At 66.4% G+C, this 20059-nt stretch carries 20 protein-coding genes and 1 pseudogene; 6 read left to right on the plus strand and 15 right to left on the minus strand.

Annotated features, from left to right (window positions below):
- The first annotated feature begins 17 nt into the window (after positions 1 to 17).
- From AC3WSN_RS22075 to AC3WSN_RS22085, 3 genes are all read left to right on the plus strand, one after another.
- Positions 18 to 1721, plus strand: coding sequence for an AMP-binding protein (locus AC3WSN_RS22075; RefSeq protein ID WP_492540861.1), 1704 nt, complete (start codon positions 18 to 20; stop codon positions 1719 to 1721).
- A gap of 302 nt (positions 1722 to 2023) precedes the next feature.
- Positions 2024 to 3238 carry an extracellular catalytic domain type 2 short-chain-length polyhydroxyalkanoate depolymerase gene (locus tag AC3WSN_RS22080; RefSeq protein WP_492540863.1) on the plus strand — a complete coding sequence of 405 codons (1215 nt, stop codon included), beginning with the start codon at positions 2024 to 2026 and terminating at the stop codon, positions 3236 to 3238.
- A 611-nt stretch (positions 3239 to 3849) separates the two neighbouring features.
- Positions 3850 to 4389, plus strand: a complete 540-nt coding sequence (locus AC3WSN_RS22085; protein ID WP_492540865.1) for a hypothetical protein — start codon at positions 3850 to 3852, stop codon at positions 4387 to 4389.
- A 463-nt stretch (positions 4390 to 4852) separates the two neighbouring features.
- Here AC3WSN_RS22085 and AC3WSN_RS22090 read toward each other — a convergent pair whose 3' ends face one another.
- Positions 4853 to 5527, minus strand: coding sequence for a hypothetical protein (locus AC3WSN_RS22090; RefSeq protein WP_492540867.1), 675 nt, complete (start codon positions 5525 to 5527; stop codon positions 4853 to 4855).
- Positions 5528 to 5705: 178 nt separating this feature from the next.
- Here AC3WSN_RS22090 and AC3WSN_RS22095 point away from each other — a divergent pair, with 178 nt between their 5' ends.
- Positions 5706 to 6077: a hypothetical protein gene (locus AC3WSN_RS22095; RefSeq protein ID WP_192711121.1), complete on the plus strand. Its 372-nt coding sequence runs from the start codon at positions 5706 to 5708 to the stop codon at positions 6075 to 6077.
- On the opposite strand, the gene AC3WSN_RS22100 is transcribed toward AC3WSN_RS22095, so the two are convergent.
- The 11 genes and pseudogenes from AC3WSN_RS22100 to AC3WSN_RS22150 form a co-directional block, all read right to left on the minus strand.
- Positions 6071 to 6952, minus strand: coding sequence for a lytic transglycosylase domain-containing protein (locus AC3WSN_RS22100; RefSeq protein ID WP_492540869.1), 882 nt, complete (start codon positions 6950 to 6952; stop codon positions 6071 to 6073). The two genes, AC3WSN_RS22095 and AC3WSN_RS22100, sit on opposite strands and share 7 nt — an antisense overlap.
- Before the next feature lie 53 nt (positions 6953 to 7005).
- Entirely contained in the window at positions 7006 to 7854 is an 849-nt protein-coding gene (locus AC3WSN_RS22105) for a CsgG/HfaB family protein (RefSeq protein WP_492543208.1), read from the minus strand.
- Positions 7855 to 7989: 135 nt separating this feature from the next.
- Positions 7990 to 8430: a curli assembly protein CsgF gene (locus AC3WSN_RS22110; protein WP_492540871.1), complete on the minus strand. Its 441-nt coding sequence runs from the start codon at positions 8428 to 8430 to the stop codon at positions 7990 to 7992.
- 24 nt (positions 8431 to 8454) lie between these two features.
- Entirely contained in the window at positions 8455 to 8994 is a 540-nt protein-coding gene (locus tag AC3WSN_RS22115) for a hypothetical protein (protein WP_492540873.1), read from the minus strand.
- Complete coding sequence (csgH, locus tag AC3WSN_RS22120) at positions 8981 to 9304, minus strand: curli-like amyloid fiber formation chaperone CsgH (protein WP_492540875.1); 324 nt, start codon at positions 9302 to 9304, stop codon at positions 8981 to 8983. The genes AC3WSN_RS22115 and csgH overlap by 14 nt, the downstream gene beginning before the upstream one ends.
- Before the next feature lie 97 nt (positions 9305 to 9401).
- A complete protein-coding gene (locus AC3WSN_RS22125) occupies positions 9402 to 11399 on the minus strand; it encodes a beta strand repeat-containing protein (protein WP_492540877.1) in 1998 nt (665 codons plus the stop codon).
- A gap of 1382 nt (positions 11400 to 12781) precedes the next feature.
- Positions 12782 to 13012: a hypothetical protein gene (locus tag AC3WSN_RS22130; protein ID WP_492540879.1), complete on the minus strand. Its 231-nt coding sequence runs from the start codon at positions 13010 to 13012 to the stop codon at positions 12782 to 12784.
- Between the two features lie 141 nt (positions 13013 to 13153).
- Entirely contained in the window at positions 13154 to 13405 is a 252-nt protein-coding gene (locus tag AC3WSN_RS22135) for a hypothetical protein (RefSeq protein ID WP_192711097.1), read from the minus strand.
- 118 nt (positions 13406 to 13523) lie between these two features.
- Positions 13524 to 13793, minus strand: coding sequence for a DUF6894 family protein (locus tag AC3WSN_RS22140; RefSeq protein WP_492540881.1), 270 nt, complete (start codon positions 13791 to 13793; stop codon positions 13524 to 13526).
- A gap of 205 nt (positions 13794 to 13998) precedes the next feature.
- Positions 13999 to 14120, minus strand: a pseudogene (locus AC3WSN_RS22145) (IS5/IS1182 family transposase); the annotation flags it as partial.
- Between the two features lie 137 nt (positions 14121 to 14257).
- Positions 14258 to 15157, minus strand: coding sequence for an SDR family oxidoreductase (locus AC3WSN_RS22150; protein ID WP_492540883.1), 900 nt, complete (start codon positions 15155 to 15157; stop codon positions 14258 to 14260).
- Between the two features lie 99 nt (positions 15158 to 15256).
- Here AC3WSN_RS22150 and AC3WSN_RS22155 point away from each other — a divergent pair, with 99 nt between their 5' ends.
- A complete protein-coding gene (locus AC3WSN_RS22155) occupies positions 15257 to 16093 on the plus strand; it encodes a helix-turn-helix transcriptional regulator (protein ID WP_492540885.1) in 837 nt (278 codons plus the stop codon).
- Here AC3WSN_RS22155 and AC3WSN_RS22160 read toward each other — a convergent pair.
- From AC3WSN_RS22160 to AC3WSN_RS22170, 3 genes are all read right to left on the minus strand, one after another.
- Positions 16090 to 16581 carry a hypothetical protein gene (locus AC3WSN_RS22160; RefSeq protein ID WP_192711101.1) on the minus strand — a complete coding sequence of 164 codons (492 nt, stop codon included), beginning with the start codon at positions 16579 to 16581 and terminating at the stop codon, positions 16090 to 16092. The two genes, AC3WSN_RS22155 and AC3WSN_RS22160, sit on opposite strands and share 4 nt — an antisense overlap.
- A 10-nt stretch (positions 16582 to 16591) precedes the next feature.
- On the minus strand, positions 16592 to 17746 hold the full coding sequence (locus AC3WSN_RS22165) for a zinc-dependent alcohol dehydrogenase (protein ID WP_192711102.1): 1155 nt from the start codon (positions 17744 to 17746) through the stop codon (positions 16592 to 16594).
- Positions 17747 to 17922: 176 nt separating this feature from the next.
- Positions 17923 to 18498 (minus strand): DNA-3-methyladenine glycosylase, encoded by a 576-nt coding sequence (locus AC3WSN_RS22170; protein ID WP_492540888.1) that lies wholly within the window; start codon positions 18496 to 18498, stop codon positions 17923 to 17925.
- 253 nt (positions 18499 to 18751) lie between these two features.
- Here AC3WSN_RS22170 and AC3WSN_RS22175 point away from each other — a divergent pair, with 253 nt between their 5' ends.
- Positions 18752 to 20059, plus strand: coding sequence for a flavin monoamine oxidase family protein (locus AC3WSN_RS22175; RefSeq protein WP_492540890.1), 1308 nt, complete (start codon positions 18752 to 18754; stop codon positions 20057 to 20059).

Below are 20059 nucleotides of genomic sequence, written 5' to 3' on the forward strand. Positions count from 1 at the left end.
TGCTGGGGACGACGGCCATGACTGCAGACGGTGTGCTCAGTTACGTGCACGGAGCCGACACGACGCCCCTGATCGGCTGTACGATCGGGCAGATGCTCACGCGCGCCGCCGCGTTGTGGCCCGATCGCGTTGCCCTGATCGCGGACGGCCAGCGGCTGAGTTGGGCCGAGCTCGACGACCACGCTACGCGTCTGGCCGCCGGCTTTCTCGCCCTCGGGCTGAAGGTGGGCGATCGCATCGGGATCTGGTCGCTCAACAATAGCGCCTGGGTGCTCACCCAGTTCGCTGCCGCCAAGGCGGGGCTGATCCTCGTCACGGTCAATCCGGCCTATCGGCTGACGGAGCTTGAGTTCGCCCTGAACAAGGTCGGATGCGCGGCGCTGGTCACCGCGACGCGGTTCAAGAGCAGCGAATTCCTGAGCATGGTGAATGCCCTGGCTCCGGAGCTCGCCTCCGCGGCTCCGGGCGCTCTCCACGCCGCACGCCTGCCCGCGCTTCGGCTCGTGATCCGGATCGGACGTGAGCCGACACCTGGCACGCTCGCCCTCGGAGACGTGGCGGATCTCGGGGGCACCGGGCACGGAGCGATCGCCGCCCTGGGCGAGAGCCTGCAATGCGACGATCCCGCGAACATCCAGTTCACGAGCGGCACCACCGGCACGCCGAAGGGCGTGGTGCTGTCGCACCACAACATCCTCAATAACGGCTACTTCGTTGGGCGGACGATGTGCCTTGGCCCTGACGACCGTATCTGCATCCCGGTGCCGCTCTATCACTGCTTCGGCTTGGTCATGGGCAACCTCGCGGCTCTCACATCCGGTGCGGCCATGGTTTACCCGGGCGAGGGCTTCGACCCGCTCGCGACGCTGCGCTCCGTCGCCGAAGCGCGCTGCACGGCCATTTACGGGGTGCCGACCATGTTCCTTGCGGAACTCGATCACCCGGATTTCGACACGTTCGACCTATCGAGCCTGCGAACCGGCATCATGGCCGGTGCGCCATGCCCGGTGCCGCTGATGCAGCGTGCCATCGAGCGGATGAACCTCTCCGAGATGACGATCTGCTACGGAATGACGGAGACGAGCCCGGTCAGTTTTCAGAGTGCTGTCGACGATCCCTTTGAGCGTCGCGTGTCGACGGTCGGACGCGTGCACCCGCATCTGGAGGTGAAGATCGTCAACGTGTCCGGGCGCGTCGTCCCGCGCGGCGTGACGGGCGAACTCTGCACCCGGGGCTACAGCGTCATGCGCGGCTATTGGGCGGAGGCCGAGCAAACCGCCGCCGTGCGGGATGAGGCAGGCTGGCTGCACACGGGCGACCTCGCCATCCTGGATGGGGACGGGTTCTGCCGCATTGTCGGTCGGATCAAGGACATGGTGATCCGCGGCGGCGAGAACATCTATCCACGCGAAGTCGAGGAGTTCCTCTATCGTCATCCTGCGGTCCAGGATGTTCAGGTTTTCGGCGTGCCGGATCCCCGATATGGCGAGGAGGTTTGCGCTTGGATCCGACTTCGGCCCGGCGCCTGCGCGACGGCCGAGGATCTGAGGGATTTCTGCGCAGGCCAGATCGCCCACCAGAAAATCCCGCGCTACATCGAGTTTGTGGACGCGTTCCCGATGACGGTCACAGGCAAAGTGCAGAAATACCTGATGCGCGAGGCGATGATCGACAAGATTTCAGATAAAACGGTGGCAGGACATCGCACTGAAAGTTCCTGACCTTTGCCCCGGGACATTTTGGAGATCATCAACCTGCCATCGCAAGCTTGCTGAGGCTAATCCCGACTCAAATATTGCGCAAACGTCGAGGGAAGATCCGGTTCTGACTTTCACGACCTTCGGTCCGATCGTTGGGAGGCGCGTGCACAGGCTGGCGACAGCGAGCCCGATCAGCACGACAGAGATCAGGACGGTCAGGAGGCGGGGTGCCGAGAGGTTGAGCATGAGCTAACCTCGCGCTGCGCGGTCACCGAGGCGTAGAACAGCTCGACACGAAGCTGGCGGACAATCGGAGCGAGGACATGGGGTTTTTCGCACGCCGCAGCCGTTATCTCGTCGACCTCACTGCCGTCCTGTGTTCGTTGGCAACAGTCACAATGGCCGACGACGGCCGTGGCCTGCGGCGAGGTGGGGACCCGCAGCAAATCAGCATCTCCGGCCTCTCGTCCGGCGCCGCGATGGCGGTCCAATACGCGGTGGCCCATTCCGGCACCGTCACGGCTGTGGGGGCTGTCGCGGGGCCGCAATGGGCCTGCGCCGGTGGAAGTCTGTCACGCGCGGTCAACGCCTGCATGTGTGGCCGCGACGCGCTCACTCCGACGATCGACACGGCCCATCGCTTGGCCGCCAGCGGCGCGATCGACAATCTTCCCTCCGGAAAGCCGCAATCCCTGCGCCGGTCGTGGGTGTTCCAGAGCCCTGCCGACGAAACCGTCACAGCGGCGTCGGGGAGAGCGGACGCAGTCTTTCTTAAGGCCTTTATCGGTTCGGAACCGGAACTCGACCGCGGCAACGCCGCCGACGGGAGCGACCGGGCCGGGCACGGCATCATCTCACCCGGGGGCACGGATGCATGCGCCTACGACGGTATGGAGGCAAGCTTCATCCGGCGATGCGGCGCGGAGGACAACCCGGGTAAGATGTTCCACGCGTTGTTCGATGCGCAGGCACCATACGATCCGAACCGGCGCGGGCCGCAAGTCCCAGCATCCGAGGTGTGGGCATTCGATCAGCAGCACCTCATCGAACAGGTAAAATCCAGTCATCCGACCCTCGCGAATGACTACCTCAATGCATTCTGGTTCTGGTGGCCGGACAAGAGCGCCCGACGCAGTAACCTCGATATGGCCTCGAGAGGGTACATCTACGTGCCGCCCTCATGCCGTACGGTGGGCAGCTCCTGCCGCGTGCACATTGCGCTCCATGGCTGCAAGCAGGACGCCCGGCAGTTCGCGCAGCAGGCCGGCTACAACGAATGGGCGGAGCGCTACAGAACCATCATTGTCTATCCGGCCATCGCGCCGAGCGAGGCGGTGCCCGGAGCCGTCTGCCGTTTGCCAGCTCTCGACGGCGTGGCCGACGCCGGATGGATCGAGCCGAACCCGAACGGCTGCTGGGACTGGTGGGGATATCTCGACACGTCCGCGCATAAAGGGCGCTACCTCACGAAGCAGGCGCCACAGATGCGGGCTCTCGAGGGCATCATCGCCGAGGTGACGGCGCCCAGCCTGGATTGAAAAACCTGTGGCGGATGAACGCCTGCAGCGCAAAACCAGTCTCGTGAGTTCGGCTGCGCGTTTTTACGATCACTGCGCGAGGAGGGTTCTGCAAACACCACAGACCGGATCAGGATTTGGCGCTCAACAGGGACCGAATGCTCAGGTCTTCAGAACGATGCAGGCACCACCCACCGCTTATCCGAGAGCCAGAACAGATCTGCCATCGTTACCTCCAAGCCGCAGAGCGGCCGTCCGGAGTCACAGAACGGCGATCCCTGCAACAGCTTGGTCCGCTTCATACCCTAAGCACATGTGTTGGTGGCGACGGGAAACTCACGCCTGGTAGGCGGCTCCGGACGCGCTGATGCGCGTCCTGTCCGGTGACGACGTTCCGAAGGCAACGCTGGATTCGGTTGCCGCCAGCGTATCCAGCCGCTGTTGTCATCAAGCGCATCGGAAACGCGAGCAAACAATGGAAAGGCATTTTTCAATTATTAATCCACGTCGAGCAAAATTCATCCACCGTCACATGCATCGGTCCGGCGTAGTAATCAATGGTCATTTTCTGCAAAATGAAAGGTTACAGGCGTCGTATTAGTAGCGGCTCCGCCATAGCGACCGTGTGTCTCATGCAGATTGGGAACGCGTGCTTCGCAGCCGAGCTCGATCGGGAATATTCCACGACGATACGCGGCGATCTATACAGTTCGACGGTGGGCGTGCCTGGCAGTGGTGCGGCTGACAAATACCAGAACCTGAAGATCGGCGCGGCCGCCGCGGTCAATCACCTTTTCGATGTACCGGACGGGAAGGGCAGCATGTCCGACCTTCCGCAGTCGGGACGGGACAACGACCCGGTATCGCGTCAGATCGGCTCGAACTCTATCCTGGAAACAACTCAGTCTGGTGCGAACAATCGGCTGTCCAACACGCAGTCCGATTCATCGACGCTCGTTGCCATCCAGCGCGGGTACCACAACGAGATCCAATCCGAACAAAGCGGTCGGGACAACTTCTCCAGGCTTGATCAGTTCGGTTCGTACAACACTATCACCGGGTTTCAGAGCGGGTCTGGCAATACGGCCACCATCACACAGGTCGGCCAGTACCAGGCCGTCGTGTACGCGCAGAGCGGCACGGCCTCAACGCTGACGGTCCGTCAGCGCTGACAGGCCACCGAGATCGCGCGATGCGCCGGGGCGGCTGCAGGCCGTCACTCGGCTGCCAGCCTCCTATCCCGGCGACGCGCGGCTTGGTCTGAGCCGTCGGGCCGGACGATCCGCCCGCAAAGCCGTCAATCGTCGAGTCGAATTGCGTTCGGGTCCGATCGGTCCGGCTTGGTCGCCGGCACGTTTTCGTGCAGCCAGTCACCCGACGATTGCGGCGTCCGCAGCATCGGGGCTGCGCGCCGCACTGGTTCCGAAGGGGTCGCCTCGTCGATTACGGCCGGAGGCGAGGACGGCGGGGGCACGAGGGACCTCTGGTTCTGCGGTCCGAAGCTGTCGACGCATCGCCGGAGCGCGACCGGATCGGGCAGCAGCGTGCAGTCGTTCACGTTGGACGGAACCTGCGCCGACGCCGGGGCGGACGCCAAGCATAGGAGAGTCCAGACACAGCAGCGCGGCCTCATCCTCATCTCCCTGACGGGGTGACTTGCAGGATCTCGATGCTGCTCGGCTCACCGGGTCTGGGCTTGCGCTTGACGGGGGGCGCCGCCGGGATAGGCGGAGCTCCCTGCTGAGGGCCATTGGCCGCCACCCGGCCCGCGTTGCCGGCCGCGGGCGGCAAGCCCCGGCCGTTCAATCGGCCGATGCGAACCACAACTCCTTCAACGCGCTGGGTCGCGGCGTTGAACGAGCATTCGTACGTGATGCGCACCCATTCGCGCTGCGGGTTCATGAACCGGATGGAGTCGCCCTTGTAGCGCACGATCATCCCGCCCGCGGCGGGCGGGTCGGCCTCCTGGAAGATGCCGCCGTAGGGGCGGGTGAGCCATTCGAAGTCAAAGGGCGCCTCGTTCTCGATCCGTGAAGCGCAGACCTGCGAGGCGCGCTCAGCGCTGCTGCGCACGCAGCCCGCGTCGCAGGTGGTCGGCTTGGTCTCGCCGGGCGGCGGAGCTTCCGCTCTGGGCGCCTCCGCTTTCGGCGCGGCGCTCTCCACGGCCTGCGCAGACACGAGCCCCATCGCCGAAACGGCGAGAGCGAGGCCGATCGGCCCCGCGCGGTGGGTAGCGGGCTTGGTGGCGCTCCGATTACCGGTCCTCACCGCCTCCGCCCAATAGTCACGAATCCGCTGCACCTTATCCACGCGCTCACTCCCGCTCGCCAATTGTCATTGCTGGACGAAGCGGAGCCACGTGGCCGCCGCCGCCCAGAGGAACTTCCCTGCAGACTCGGACGTTTCCCGGGTCCGGAGCTGGAAACACCAGGTCACGCGCGACCGCACGTGCGGACGGCGGCGTTCCGCGTGCCAAACGGACAGCGCCATGCGATTACCGCTCACATTCGTACTCGGTCTCGCGTCCGTGTCGGCCGCCTACAGCCAGACGAGCCTCCTGACGCGACCGATCGAAAGGCCGTCCGTCAACATCAACGACTGCACGTTCGTGCGCGATCCGACGACGTTGCGGGACTGTCTTGATCTCGTTGAAGGTCAGCGTCTCGGCCCGACGATCATGCGGAGCCCCCCGGATCCCATCGTCAGCCCGCAGCTTCTCGAGCAAGCCAAGCCCGATCCGCGGAGCCCGCGCAGCGACGGCAGCGCGGCGGCTCGCCGCCCCGCTCTGCGACCAGTCGGCTTCGACCCGGTCCGCGTGGAGCAGGCCCAGCCGCGGCGCCGACGCGCCGTCGATCAGTAGGTTCGCCGAACGAGACATCGTTGCTCGCTGCCGCCGACCGCCATGCAAAGCTCGTCCTCGGAACGCGCCACCACCTCGCGTCGCCGGACCTCGGTGCCAGTCTTGGACGAGCTTGCCTTGAGGCTTGCCCTGCGCCGGCCGATTGAGAGCTCGGCCGGCGATGCGGCTGGAGCGGCGGCGAAGAGCGGGGATGCGGCTGGCATCGGCACGGCGGCTCCGGCGCCTGTCTCGCGCCGAAGCGAAGCCCAGCGTCCAGCCGGCGCCCAATCCTCCACCACCCGGCCGGTGATGATCTGGACGTAGTCGCGCGTCTCCTGCGGCATGCCGGAGGCTCCGGCCAGCCACCGCTCGACTCGGCCGGGACCGGCATTGTAGGCCGCCGCCGCCAGGCCGAGATTGCCGAAGCGGACCGTGTGATCGCGCAGCAGTTCCGCGGCCTTGATGACAGCTTGGCTCGGGTCGAACGGATCGGTCAGGCCGCGCTCCAGCGCGGTCGCCGGCATGAACTGCGCGATACCCAGCGCGCCCTTGGGGCTGACCGCGTCCGCGCGCAGGCCACTCTCCTGCCGAAGCAGGCGGTAGAGGAAGTCGTAGGGCAGTCCGGTGCGCGAGGCGGCATCGGAGATCAGGAGATTGTAGCTCACCGCCCTTCCAACCTGCCACGTGTCCCACAAGCGCGCCGCCGGCGACGCGGGGACTGTGCCCACCGTGAGGCTCAGGTCCGGGACAATGTTGACGACCACGACCACCGGTCCCGCAAGGTCGCGGAGGTTGACAACCGTGTCCGACACGACATTCGCCACCGGTGCGGGGAACCCGGCCGGGGCGCGCGGAGCCGGCAGGTCCTGCGCGACGCCCCCAAGAGGCGAGATCACACTTAGCCCTCCGGTCAGGACGGCCAGCAGGCAGTGGAGGCGCGGGTGCATGGTCAGTTTTTCACCGCGACGACCACCTCTTCGGCCGGCGCCTGGGCCACGACTTCGACCGGGACGTCCCCCTTGTCGCGGAGCAGGTATTCGTCGACGAGGCGCCGGCCGAGGCTCGGATCCCGGAAGCGCCACAACCCCTTGCGCGCGCCCTCCATGACCGTCGAGTACACGGCGAGTTCGATGGCCTCGCGCACCGCCATCTGCGTCGGCTCGTTGCGGGTTATTCCGGCATCGACAGCGAGCAGCTTGTTGAGCGCGGTGTAGCGGTAGGTGCTGCTGTCCAGGGCGACCGAGTAGATGGTCTTGGTCACCGTCACACTGCCGAGCACCTCGCCGGTCTGAACGGAGACGATCCGCATCCCGACCGTGACGATGTCACGGCGGTACTTCACGTCGCCACCGATCCCGAGGTAGCGCGCCCCGAGGCCGCCCGTGATGGTGTTGGCATCATAGCCAAGAATGCCGCCCTCGACGATCAGGCCGGCGAAGCGGACGGGCGGGAGCGGCTTGACGTTGTCGGGGGAGAACTCCGTGCGGGTGGCGCGGATGAGCTGGCGCTCCTGTAGCACGTCGGCGAGGCCGGCGCGCTCGACGACGCGGAACCACGAGCCGTTGCCCGCCCGGCGCAGGGCGTCGACCACAAAGGCTCCGCCGCCCTGCGTCACCGCGCGCGAGTATTCGGCATAGTTGTCGTTGGGCTTGTTCTGTCCGGTCAGGTCCGGGAAGTTGTAGACCGCGATGTCGATGCTGCGCAGCGGCGGCGGCAGGCTCGTCAGATTGAGGCCGGTGGCCGATTGCGGCGTGATCGTGGGCGCCTGCAGCAGCGGGTCGGTGACCCACGACGGCATGCAGGCGCAAGAGGAGAGGAGGATCGCCACCGTCAGGGCGCGACCCAGCAACTTGCAAATCAAGACACTAATCCCCTGCTTGATGCCGCTCTTGTTAGTTAATACTAATCTTAGAGCATCAAGATTAAAACTTTATCATGGCCCCGACGGAACGGTGACCTGCGTGACTGTTTGGCCATCGTTGATCGTGACCTGCACATTCGCGCCAATGCGCTGGAAAGAGATGTTCGTGCCCTGGAAGCTGAAATTGCCGCTGTTCTGCGCGTTCTCGCCGAAGATGGCCGAGGTGATCTTGTTGGCGAGTGAGCTGTAGAGCTGGGACTGCAGTTGCTGGGCGAAGAGCTGCCCGGGGCTCTGCTGCGTCGTCTGCTGCTGGAGCGCGCTCTGGATCGCATTTCGACGCTGCTCTTCGCGCTGGTAGAAATTCTGCGCCGTGGCTTCGGATTGCAGCCACGACCCGTTCAGCGGGCTGCCTCCGAAGGCCGGATTGACCGGCTGATAGATCAGGTTGCCGGCCTGCGCCCCGGAGGCGGCGAGTGCGAGCAGCGCCGAGGCAGCGATAAGCGTGGTGCGCATCCTCAATCCCTTTTCAGATCAAGCTTATCGGCTCTGGACGACAGTCACCGGCTTGCCGGTTCCGCTCTGGGTGATCGCGTTGCTCAGGTTGGAGCCGTTCTGCTGGCTCATGACCGCGGCACCCTGACCTTTGAGCGTGATGTCGGTCCGATTGTTGTCCCCGTTCTGCTGGACGCCGACGGTGTTGGGGCCGCTCGTTGCGACGGCGGCCGCGTTACCGGAGCCGTTCTGGACGAGGAACAGGACGTTCTGGTCGCCACGCATCGCCACGGTCGCCGCGTTGGAGGAGCCGACCTGCTGCGTCGTCGCGACGGAGCGGCCCTGCTGGTCGAGGTTCAGCGTATTGGACTGACCCGACTGGGTGATCGAGGCCTGGTTGCCGCCGACCGAGAGGAGCGGGATCGGTATCGTTTCGCGGCCGATCACCGCGTATTCCTGGGCTGGCCTGACCATCTGCGCTTCGGGAGTCATCACAGCTTGCGCTACCGCCGGAGAGGCCCAGACCGCTGCGAGCAGGATCAGGACGACCGGGGGAGCAGCGGCCACCTTCCTAAAGTCGATCATGACTGTCCTCGCATTCAGCGCTGATCTCGCCTGACGTCACCCGCAGATGCGCCTTGTAGTTCGCCCCGACCTCGACGCTGAAAGTCAGATGTCCTACCGCGCTCGCCTGAGGTGGGACGGTCTCGAAGGCGCCCCCCTGGTTGAGCACTGAGGATCCTGATGGTCCGGTTTTCACGACGCGTAGCTGGTAGGTACCTGGTCTCGGATCTGTCGTGAAGACCAATCCTGTCAGGGAGACCGTGCCGGCCGTTACTTGCCGAGTCAACTCACAGCGAATTGCCGGGGGTTCGATCGCAGACATTACAGGCATGATGTGACCTCACGGCTACAGTAACGGATGAGGGCCGCGCTGTGCAGCGCGGCCCTCACTCGCCTCGTGGTGCTCGTCCGCTTCGCGGGCGAGAGGCTTAGCGCTGCCGGGCGGTGATCGTGTTGTTCATGCCGGACTGGGTGCTGACCACGGTGTTGTTGCTGGCGATCTGGGTCAGGCTCGCGACGTTGCCCGAGCCAGACTGGGAGTAGGTTGCGCGGTTGTCGTTGCCGATCTGGTCCACAGTAGCGCGGTTGTCGTTGCCAGACTGGGTGCCGGTGATCGTGTTCCAGTTGCCGGTCTGGGTCAGCGTCGCGGACACGCCGATGAGGCCGGACCCGTTCTGCGTGGACGTGATGGTGTTGTTGGCGCCGGTCTGGGTCGAGATCAGCATCGCCATATCACCCTGCGTGCTCGTCAGGGTGTTCGAGTTACCGCCCTGCTGGATCGCATTCAGGGTGCTGTTGTGGCCGGTCTGCGAATAAGTGGCCTTGTTGTAGCTGGTCAGCTGCTGAACGGTTGCGTTGTCACTGGATCCATTCTGAGAACCCTTGATCGTGTTCCAATCACCGGTCTGCGTCAGGGTTGCGAAGATGCCAGTGGCGGTGCCGGTGCCGGTACCATTCTGCGTGTTGGTGATCGTGTTGTTGTTGCCGTTCTGGTCCGAGGTGAGATTGGCATACGCGCCAGTCTGATTATTGGTCAGCTCATTGTTATTATGGCGCTGGCTCACCGAAGCGAAGAGATTCGAACCGTTCTGGGTGTTGGTCAGAATGTTCTCGTCGCCGCTCTGAAGCGCAGCCGGGCGAGTGGCAACCTGAGCGCCTGTGAGCGTCTGAGCGTAGACGTCCCAAGCCGCGCCCGGACCGCTGAGCGTGTTGCTCCCGCGTCCGCTCTGCGTCGACGTGGCCGTATTTCTGGAGCCCGTCTGCTCCAGGCCTGCGTAGTTCCCGGTGCCTCTGTTCTGGGTCACAGTCGCGGTATTGCGGCCACCATTATGCTGGCGGACAAGCGCCTCGCTGGAGGATCCGAACTGATTCACGGTCATCGTGTTGTCGTTGCCCTCAACCTGCGTGAGGGAGGCGACGTTGCTGTTGCCCAGCTGATTCAGCGTGAGCGTATCACCCGCAGAGTACTGCTGACCGGTACGAGCGTTGTTGTCGCTGCCAACTTGGTTGACCGAGAGCTTGCCGTTGTTCACGCTCAGGAATTGCGCGCCGTAGGCATAGTTGCCAGAGCCGAGCTGACCGAACGAAAGAGAGCTGCTGGAAACGCCAATGTTTTGCGTGCCGACGACAGTGTTGTCGGTACCGCCCTGAACGGTCTTGATCGAACTGTTGTTGCTCGCGCCATTCTGATTGAGCGTGGCATTGTTGCCCGAGCCGACCTGCGTCGCCTCGATGGTGCTGGAGGAGGTGTTCGACTGCGTCGCGGTGACGAGGTTGGGCTTACCGGAGGAGGTGCCGATCTGACCAACCGTGATGGAGCTGTTGCTCGTGTTGGAGTCCTGACCGGTAACCACCTGGTTGCCGCGGCCCGCCTGCCGCACCGTCTGCGTGTTGTAGCTGCCGCTCTGCTGCAGGTTGAACTCGCCGTTGGTCGAGAGCGTCTGGCGCAGGTCGATAGTGCCGTTGTTGGACGCGTCGTTCTGGGTAATCCGGTCGCTGCCCGAAGCCACGCCGTTCTTGCCGCTCAGAACCGAACCTGAGGCGGACTTGCCGTTGCTGTTGCCGCGCTGCTGAAGCTCGACCGTGCCGCTCTTGCCAGCCTGGAGAATGTTGGCACTGTTGCCGTCGCCGCGCTGCAGGCCCTGCACGGCATCGCCCAGCCTGTTGTAGCTGCCGGTCTGGCTGACGGTCAGGTTGTTGCCGCCGCCGCTCTGCTGGAACGCTGTACCGTCCTTGCCGACCGTATTGTTGCCGCCGCCATTGGTCTCAGACAGCACGCCGCCGTCATCGTTCTGGCTCAGCGTGATAGTGTTGCGGGCACCGGTGCCGTCCTGGCTGGTGTAGGCGCGGTTGTTGTCGGCGTAGGCCGAAGCCGCGATCGCGCAGGCGGCCACGCTCATCGACAGGCCGAGAATATGCTTTTTCATGGAATGTAGTTCCCTTCGACAGCCCGAATTCGCTGGACGCGTCGTCTTCATGCGCCGCGTCAGGTTCCATTTTGGGACATCAGTCTCCGCCAGAACCTTAGGCGTTTATTAACTGATACCCATAAGCCGTCTAGTCATAAAATTTTCCCTAAGCAGTTTTCGCCGGGGAATTTCGTTTATTTACCACAAGGCCTCTGCGCTAAAGACTGTAATTAATGTGGCTATTCTGACTGAAAACGCGCAGCACTACATGCCCCGTGCGCTGCAAAGCGCACAGGTGCGGCGATACTGATAAAAACTATTAAGTGCATTTATTGACGAATCTGAGCCGACTCCAAGCCAGAATTCGGCTTGGGTTAACCGCCTGATAACCAATCTCTAAAACGATGTCCAGCCGATTTTAGCGTGTCTAGATACATTCTTGCGGGGATAGCAAGTTGTGGTTTCCAGAATAGATTTACTCACGCCACCGATGCCGTCGGTGTGTAGTATTGGCTGCTATACGCGATGATGGATAGACTCCCAGAGAGTTGCGACCAGTCCGGCCCGCAACCTTGGCTATTGAGCCGACGGTTCTGGCCACCGACTACGCTGACGGGAAAGGAATTTTGGCCCCGCTACAGGCTTAAACGCCGCGCGCCGTCTGATCGGACATGGGAAACCGGTGCTCGGAACGTCTGTCGAAATATTTCTGCTTCGTAAACATCACGCTCGCCGCCGCGGCAGATCGTGACACGGTAGAGTGTCCGCATACGGGTGTTGGCAAGCCAGCGCCCCGTGTCGCGGCGCAGCGACAGTTCCGGGTCAAGCATTTCGACTGGCTCGTGCCGCTGTTCAACGAGCACCTGCGCTCAAGGGCAGGCGCATCGGGGTCTCGATATTCCCCGACTCGGCCTGGGCCTCAGCGAGCAGGCGCTGGCCGGGATTCCGGATTCGACCGCGTTTGGCGACCTCACTTGATTCCTGGCGCGAAGATCCGGCGTCCAATCGTATGTCCAGACCGGGACAACCCTGATTGTTAGATCCTGGACACGGCTCGGATAAGCACCGCTGACCCTGTTGGATCTATAGGATCCTGTCCGCTATGGCGGCGAGCCTCATTGGGAGCAGACCTACCGCTTCCGGCCATATCCTGCTGGGGCCAATCATGCCCGAGTGTCTCGGATGGGTGGTTTTCAGACAGTCCGCTTTCGGGCGGCAATGCATGAAAGCGGCCCCTCGTCATCTGCCCGGCAACGTCAGCGCGGTGTGGATGTCGGCCGGTCCGCTTTCGCGATCCCCGTCAACACGCGTCGAAATCGTCGGCTTGCCCCCGCAGATCGGCAGCACGGGCTGACTACGGGGCCTCACGGTGCCGGTGACGATCCTAACCGCCTGCGGGCTTACGGGGCTGGCTCCTTGAGAGCATCTGCGTTCGAACGTCGAACAGGATCTGCTGGCGGACGAACCTGATACTTGGTCGCCTCAAGCAGTTCGCGCGAGCGCTTGATTGCTCGCACGGCGTTTTGGATGAGCGCTGCGTCATAACCGGCCAGACTGGCATTCCGGGTGATCCGGATGAGAGCATCGCCGTACTCGCCACGAGAACGCGAATTGTCAGTGAGGTCAGCCATCACGGCGCTCCGCGCGATGCAGGCGGGAGCACACGTCTCTCTCAGCCACCAGAGCCTACGGGTCAGGGACCGGCTGGTGATCCCAATACCCTACGTTCGGCTGAGGAGCCTAATCGGGGGCCGCATCCGCTCGCGGACGGGTCACTTCGTGCGACGTGGGATCGAGCACCCACGATTCTGACGGCCGAGATCAAGCGCCTGCTGTTCGTCGTGGGCGCCTACCGCTTCTCGGTTCGGCCAGCTGTACACCGGAACGGCCAGAAGTTCTCGGGATAGTGTCAGGGCCTCGACGGTATGGCTCCTGACCATCCAATCGTGGCCCCGCGAGATCCGCATCTGCTCGGCGACGCGTTGGCGTTGTTCAATAGGTGTGAGGTCGTTCCAGTCCGTCATCGGGTCATCGTGCCCAACCCAAAGCCTTCCGACATTCACCCATGCGCACATCTGGTCATGCGCCCCATGGCTCGGCGCGCGCTCCCCTCCCAACCCGACCGGTGAGGAGAGCCGAGAGCTAAGACGGCTTGATCGGCGTTCGGCGCTGGCTCGCGAGCACCGGAGCCTCATGAGAGATGAAGTCGAAGCGGAACAGCACGAGCTGCCGCTCGTCCGTTACCTCGATGTACCAGTCCTCCCCCAACGCGATGGTCTGGGCGTTGTCTCTAAAAATCTCACCCGCCAAGCGAACAGCTTCCACGCGGGCTTCACGCCAGTCCGAAAGTTCTGTGCCCGTATCGTCAAGCACGCTGACGCCGTCGTAGATGTTGAAGTAGTAACGCGGCACGAGCTCCTCCGCCGTTGAAGGCGGGAGCTGAGGGCTCTCAATCGCGGACATGCCTGGCTTAGAAACCGCGAATACTCCGGGCTATGACACACATCGCCAGGCGGCGATCTCATCTGGATTAGAATTCCAGCCGTGCGGCCGGTATGCCGCACCGTGCGCGCGAAAGGTTCAAGCATCTTCGCGAGCGGCAAGGCACCTGGGATTGGTCGGTGCGTCGCTCGTAGCGGATGGTCAGTCGGTAGAAGCGAGCCAAGCCAGGGTGCGCTCCACGATCCAGCGATGGCGGCGGAGATGCTGGCGGCTCTCGATGCCCCGCAGCGCCGCCCGGCCCGAGGCGCGCGGCCGACCGGCTTTCGGCTTCTCAGCCTCGGATGGCAGAAGCGGCTCGACCACCGCCCGGAGGTCGTCGGGTCCGCGGGCGTCCAGACCCGCCCAACCCCCTCATCGCGGTTTTGCCCGGCGCTCTAAACCCGCACCGTGCCGTAATCCATCCGCTCGAGATCCGAGATCAGCCCCGGCCCGGTCGGCGCCCAGCCGAGCTTGGCCCGCGTCCAGTCGCTTATGGCCGGCATGTCGAGGCCGACGAAGGCGGCGAGCCATCCGAAATGACCGGCCTCCTCGGGCGGCAGGCTGACGACCGACACCCCGAGACCCCGCCCGATCACCGCCGCGATGGCGTGGGCCGGGACCCCCTCCTCGGCGACCGCGTGGTAGCGCGCGCCGGGCTCGCCCGCCTCCAGGGCCAGCCGGTAGAGGCGCGCCACGTCGTAGACCGGCCCCGCCGCCCAGCGGTTGGCCCCGTCCCCGAGATAGGCGGACACGCCGCTCCGGCGGGCCAGGTCGATCAGGTAGGTGACGAGCCCCTGCTTGACCGTGTCGTGGACCTGCGGGAGGCGCATCACCGAGACGTTGACCCCCGCCTCCGACAGGGCCGCCCCCGCCAGCTCGGAGGCGATGCGGGGGTTCGGGTGCGCGGTGTTGAAGACGTCCTCGGTCGCCGGCACGCCCGGCGCGGGGCAGCCGATCCCGGTCCCCGAGGTGATGACCAGGGGCCGGTCCGACCCCTTCAGGGCCTCACCGAGCGCCGCGATGGCGCGCCGGTCCTTCTCGCAATTGGCCACGAAGTTCGTGAAATCGTCGTGGTCGAAGGCGGTGTGGATCACGCCGTCGGCCCGGGCGGCGCCGTCGCGCAGGCGGTCGAGGTCGGTGAGGTCGCCCCGGAGCGGCTCGACCCCGGCCTCGGCGAGCCTCCGGGCCCCGGCGTCGGACCGGGTGAAGCCGACGACCTGATGCCCGGCCGCCTGGAGCTCCGGGATCAGGGCCGAGCCGATGAAGCCGGTGGCGCCGGTGAGGAAGATGCGCATGGATCGCGTCCGTTGACCTGGGGGAGCCCCAGTGTCGGTGCGCGGTCCATCCTGTTAAAGTCGTGATCGTATACGGGTATAATGGCTAACAGGATCGCGATGCCGGCTGGTTCCGAGACGCGTCTGGGCACATACCTGCGGGATCGGCGCGCCAAGCTCGATCCGGCCGCCCTCGGCTTCGCCGGGCGGCGGCGCACGCCGGGCCTGCGCCGCGAGGAGGTCGCCCAGCGCGCGAATATCAGCGCGACCTGGTACACGTGGCTGGAGCAGGGGCGCGGCGGCGCGCCCTCGGCGGACGTGCTGAACCGCATCGCCACCGGGCTGATGCTGACCGAGCCCGAACGCGAGCACATCTTCATGCTGGCTCTCGGCCGACCGCCGGAGGTCCGCTACAGGCCGGCCGCGGGGATCACGCCGCGGCTGCAGCGGCTGCTCGACACGCTCGAGACCAGCCCGGCGCTGGTCAAGACCGCGACCTGGGACGTCGTCGCCTGGAACCCGGCCGCCGCCGTGGTGCTGACCGACTGGGCCACCGTCCCGCCCGGTGAGCGCAACATCCTGCGCCGCATGTTCGGCGACCCGCGCGTGCGGGCGGCGCAGCACGATTGGGAAAGCGTGGCCCGGGTCGTGGTCGGCGCGTTCCGGGCGGACGCGGCCCGGGCCGGCGCCGTGTCGGAGGTCGGCGCGCTGGTGGGCGAACTCTGCCGGACCAGCCCGGACTTCGCCGCCCTGTGGCGCGAGAACGACGTCCACGCGCACGGGGACGGGGTCAAGCGGCTCCGGCACCCCGTCCTGGGCTGGATCGAGCTGGAATACTCGGCCTTCGCGGTCGACGGCCGGCCCGATCTCGGCCTGATCGTCTACAACCCGGTCGCAGAGGCCGTCCGCGACCGGATCCGCACGCTGCTGCAGGACCGCTGGCCGGAACGGCTCTAGCGCTCGGCCCGGGCCAGGCGCGCGACCAGGATCCCGAGCCCGATCGCCGCGCCGGTGAGCGCGAGCTTGCCCGCTAGCCCGGACCGGTTGTGGGCCAGCTCGGCCCGGGCACCCATCTCGGCCGGGACGTTGGGCACGCGGCCCCGCGCGAGGTCGTCGACCACACCCTCGACGACGTTCACTCGGTCGGCCGCCATCAGCATCAGCCAATGTGCCCACTGGGACTCGCTGTAGCGGAACGCCTGCCGGCGGATGACGCCGCTCACGCCGCGCGGCGGGGTCGACGTGCCGACAACCGCCGGCCGGGCGTTGTACTCGATCGAGGTGAGGACCTCGACGCGCGCCCGCTGCTGCGGCGGGCGCGTCCAGTTCATGCCCCGGCTGTCGTCGCGCGTGATGTCGCGCATCGGGTAGGTCGGATCGTTCTGCGGATCCGCGTCGACGCCCCAGCCCGGGACCGTCGACGGATCGATCGGACGGTTTCTCATCGCCCTCTCCTCACGCGCGTGCCGTCGGGGGGACGAGGACCGGCTTGATGCAGTCATCGAGCTTGGCCGAGAAGAGGTGGTAGGCATCCGCGGCCTCCTCGAGGGGCACCTTGTGGGTGATCAGTTCCTTGGGGTTCAGGCGGCCCGCCTCGATATGGGCGATCAGCTTCGGCAGCAGGCGCTTCACCGAGGCCTGGTTGGCCCGGATGGTGATGCCCTTGTTCAGGACATTGCCGATCGGGATCAGGTTGCCGGTCGGCCCGTAGACCCCGACGATCGAGACGATCCCACCCTTCTTGACCGAGTTGATCGCCCAGTGGAGCGCCACGGCCGAGCCGCCCTCGAGCTTCAGCTTGGTCCCCATCAGGGTGTGCAGGGCGCTCCCCGCGGCATCGCCGCCGACCGCGTCGATGCAGACGTCGGCCCCGAGGGAATCGGTGGTCTTCTTCAGGAAGACCACGGGATCCCCGATCGAGCGGAAATTGTAGACCTCGGCGGGACAGTAGCGGCGCGCGAAGTCGAGCCGGTACTCGACATGGTCGATGACGATCACCCGGCCGGCCCCGAACAGCCACGCGCAGCGTGCCGCCATGATGCCGACCGGTCCGGCGCCGAAGACCACGACGGTGTCGCCGCGCTGAATCCCGCCCATCTCGGCCGCCTGATAGCCGGTCGGCACCACGTCGGTGAGGAGCACCGCGTCGTCGAGGTCCATCGTCTTGGGGATCTTGCACGGGCCGACATCGGCGTAGGGCACCCGGACGTACTCGGCCTGGCCGCCATCGTAGCCGCCGGCGGTGTGCGAGTAGCCGTAGATGCCGCCGACGGCGGTCGCCTGCGCGTTCGCCTCGTGGCAGTTGCCGAACAGCCCCTGCTTGCAGAAGTGGCAGCGGCCGCAGGCGATGTTGAACGGGACCAGCACGTGGTCGCCGACGGCGAGGTTGGTCACGCCGGAGCCGACTTCCTCAACAACGCCCGTGAATTCGTGGCCGAACGTCATGCCGACGCGCGTATCTGGCACCATTCCATGGTACAGGTGAAGATCAGACCCGCAGATGCAGGTCCGCGTAACCCGGATGACCGCATCCTCAACATGCTCGCACACGGGGACCGGCTTGCGATCGACGCGCACGCGGTAGGGCCCACGGTAGTTCATCGCCAGCATGCAGCGGCTCCATCATCCACGACCGGGGAACCTCGGCTGCGGGCCCAAGTTCCCGCGGCTTCGACAGGACCAGCACGGCCTCTCCGCTGCGCGAAGACAGATCTGCGGCGGCGGATACGCCGCCGGAGCTTCGGGCTGCCGCCGGCGTGACGTCCGAAGCATGGATCGTCCCGGAGTCAGGGTGGAAAGGGCGTCCCGGATATGGCCCGCCGGGCCGGCCGGCTGACGAACCGGGAGCCGGCGAGGAGGAAGCGCCAGGGCGTCTCGGCGGCGCGCGTGATCCCGATGCGCCGGTCGCTCACCAATTCGGCCGCCCCCGTGCGGGGCTCGAAGCGGAACGGCGCCTGCGCGAGGGGCGCTCCGTCCATCGCGCCGGTGATGCCGAGCGCCTGGGCGAGGCGGCCGGGGCCGGCGCAGAGCAGCCGCGGCTCCGCCGTGCCCCGGCGCGCCTGCATGGCGGCGAGCCCCTGGGTCGGCTCGATCGCCCGGATCAGCACCGCGCTGCCGGGCTCGCAGACGAGGTTCAGGCACCAGTGCATCCCGTAGGAGCGGTAGACGTAGACGTGGGCGGGCGGTCCGAACATGCTGGCATTGCGCCGCGTGGGACCGGCGAAGCTGTGCGAGGCCGGGTCGGTGCGGTCGTAGGCCTCGGTCTCGACGATGATGCCGCCGGTCTCCCCGACGAACAGCCCGGCACCGATCAGGTCGGGCGCCACCGCGGCGGCGCTCCGGGCGAAATACGTGTCCAGCATCGGCTCTCCGGGTCGGGCTGCTCGATCCCGCAACCCGCGCACCCGTCCCGTCGTTCCGGGGCGCCGCAGGAGCGCCCGGAACCCGGAAACGCAGAGCGTGCAAGACCTTGGCGCGCCGGCGGCCCTGGATTGCCCGCCTCCGGCGTGCCTCTCCGGGTCCGGACCCCGCCGCGCGGCCCCGGGATGGGGAGGTGATGATCGAGACGGGAGGAAGCGGCCTCCCGATCCGGCAACCCGCACCGCGTCCCTCGGGTTGAACCCACCACCTGGACACGATCGCGCGCCGGGGAGGCGTCGAGACCTGAGCACTTCCGAGACGGCGGATGTCGCCATCGTGGGCGCGGGCGCCGCGGGCCTCGCCGCGGCGCGCCGGCTGTCCGAGCGGCGGCCGGAATTGCGGATCCGCGTGCTCGAGGCGGCGGAGCGTACCGGCGGGCGGGCCCGCACGATCGTGCCCCCCGCGATCGGCGCGCCCCTCGACCTCGGCTGCGGCTGGCTGCACGGCGCCGAGAGCAACCCCTGGCTGCCGATCGCCGAGGCGCTCGGCCTGCGGGTCGACCGCACCCCCGCCCCCTGGGACGTGCAGTACCGCGATCTCGGATTCCCCCCGGAGGACCAGACGGCCTACGCGGCGGCCGCCGAGGCCTTCGCGGCGCGGCAGGCGGCAGCGGCGCGGGATCCGGTGGACCGCCCCCTCGCCGCCCTCCTCGAACCGGGCAATCCGTGGAACCCGCTCCTCGACGCGGTGAGCGGCTACGTGAGTGGTGCCGAACTCGCGGACCTCTCGCTTCACGATTCCGCCCGCTACCGTGTCCACGGATCGGACTGGCGGGTGGCGGACGGCTACGGGCGCGCGGTGGCGGCGTACGGCGCCGGCTTGCCGGTGACGCTCGGCACGCCGGTGACCCGGATCGATCATGGCGTGGCCGGCCCGGTCCGGCTGGAGACCCCGCGCGGCACGCTCCAGGCCGGTGCCGTCATTGTGACGGTCTCGACCAACGTCCTGGCGGAGGGCGGGCTCCGCTTCGCGCCGGCGCTGCCCGACAAGGTCGCGGCCGCGCAGGATCTGCCGCTCGGGCTCGCCAACAAGGTCTTCCTGCACCTCGCCGCGCCCGAGGCGCTGCCGGCGGACGGGCACCTGATCGGCAACCCGCGCAGCGCACGCACGGGCGCCTACCACCTGCGCCCCTTCGGCCGGCCGGTGATCGAGGGGTATTTCGGCGGCGCCCTCGCCCGGGACTTGGAGCGCGCCGGCGACGCGGCAGCGGCCGCCTTCGCCCTCGACGAGCTGGCCGGGCTGCTGGGCGCGGCGTTCCGCCGGCGGGCATCCGGCCTCACCGTGACGCGCTGGGGTCGGGACCCGTCGGTGCGCGGCTCCTACGCGTATGCCCGGCCTGGCGCGGCCGGCCAGCGCGCGATCCTGGCGGCGCCGGTGGAGGGCCGCCTGTTCTTCGCCGGCGAGGCGACCTCCCCCGATGCCTTCACCACAGTGCGCGGCGCCTACGAATCCGGGCTGCGGGCCGCCAGCGAAGTCCTGTCGGCACTCGACGCGGCCCGGTGA

It is taken from the genome of Methylobacterium sp. FW102-HT35C08, assembly GCF_058790235.1.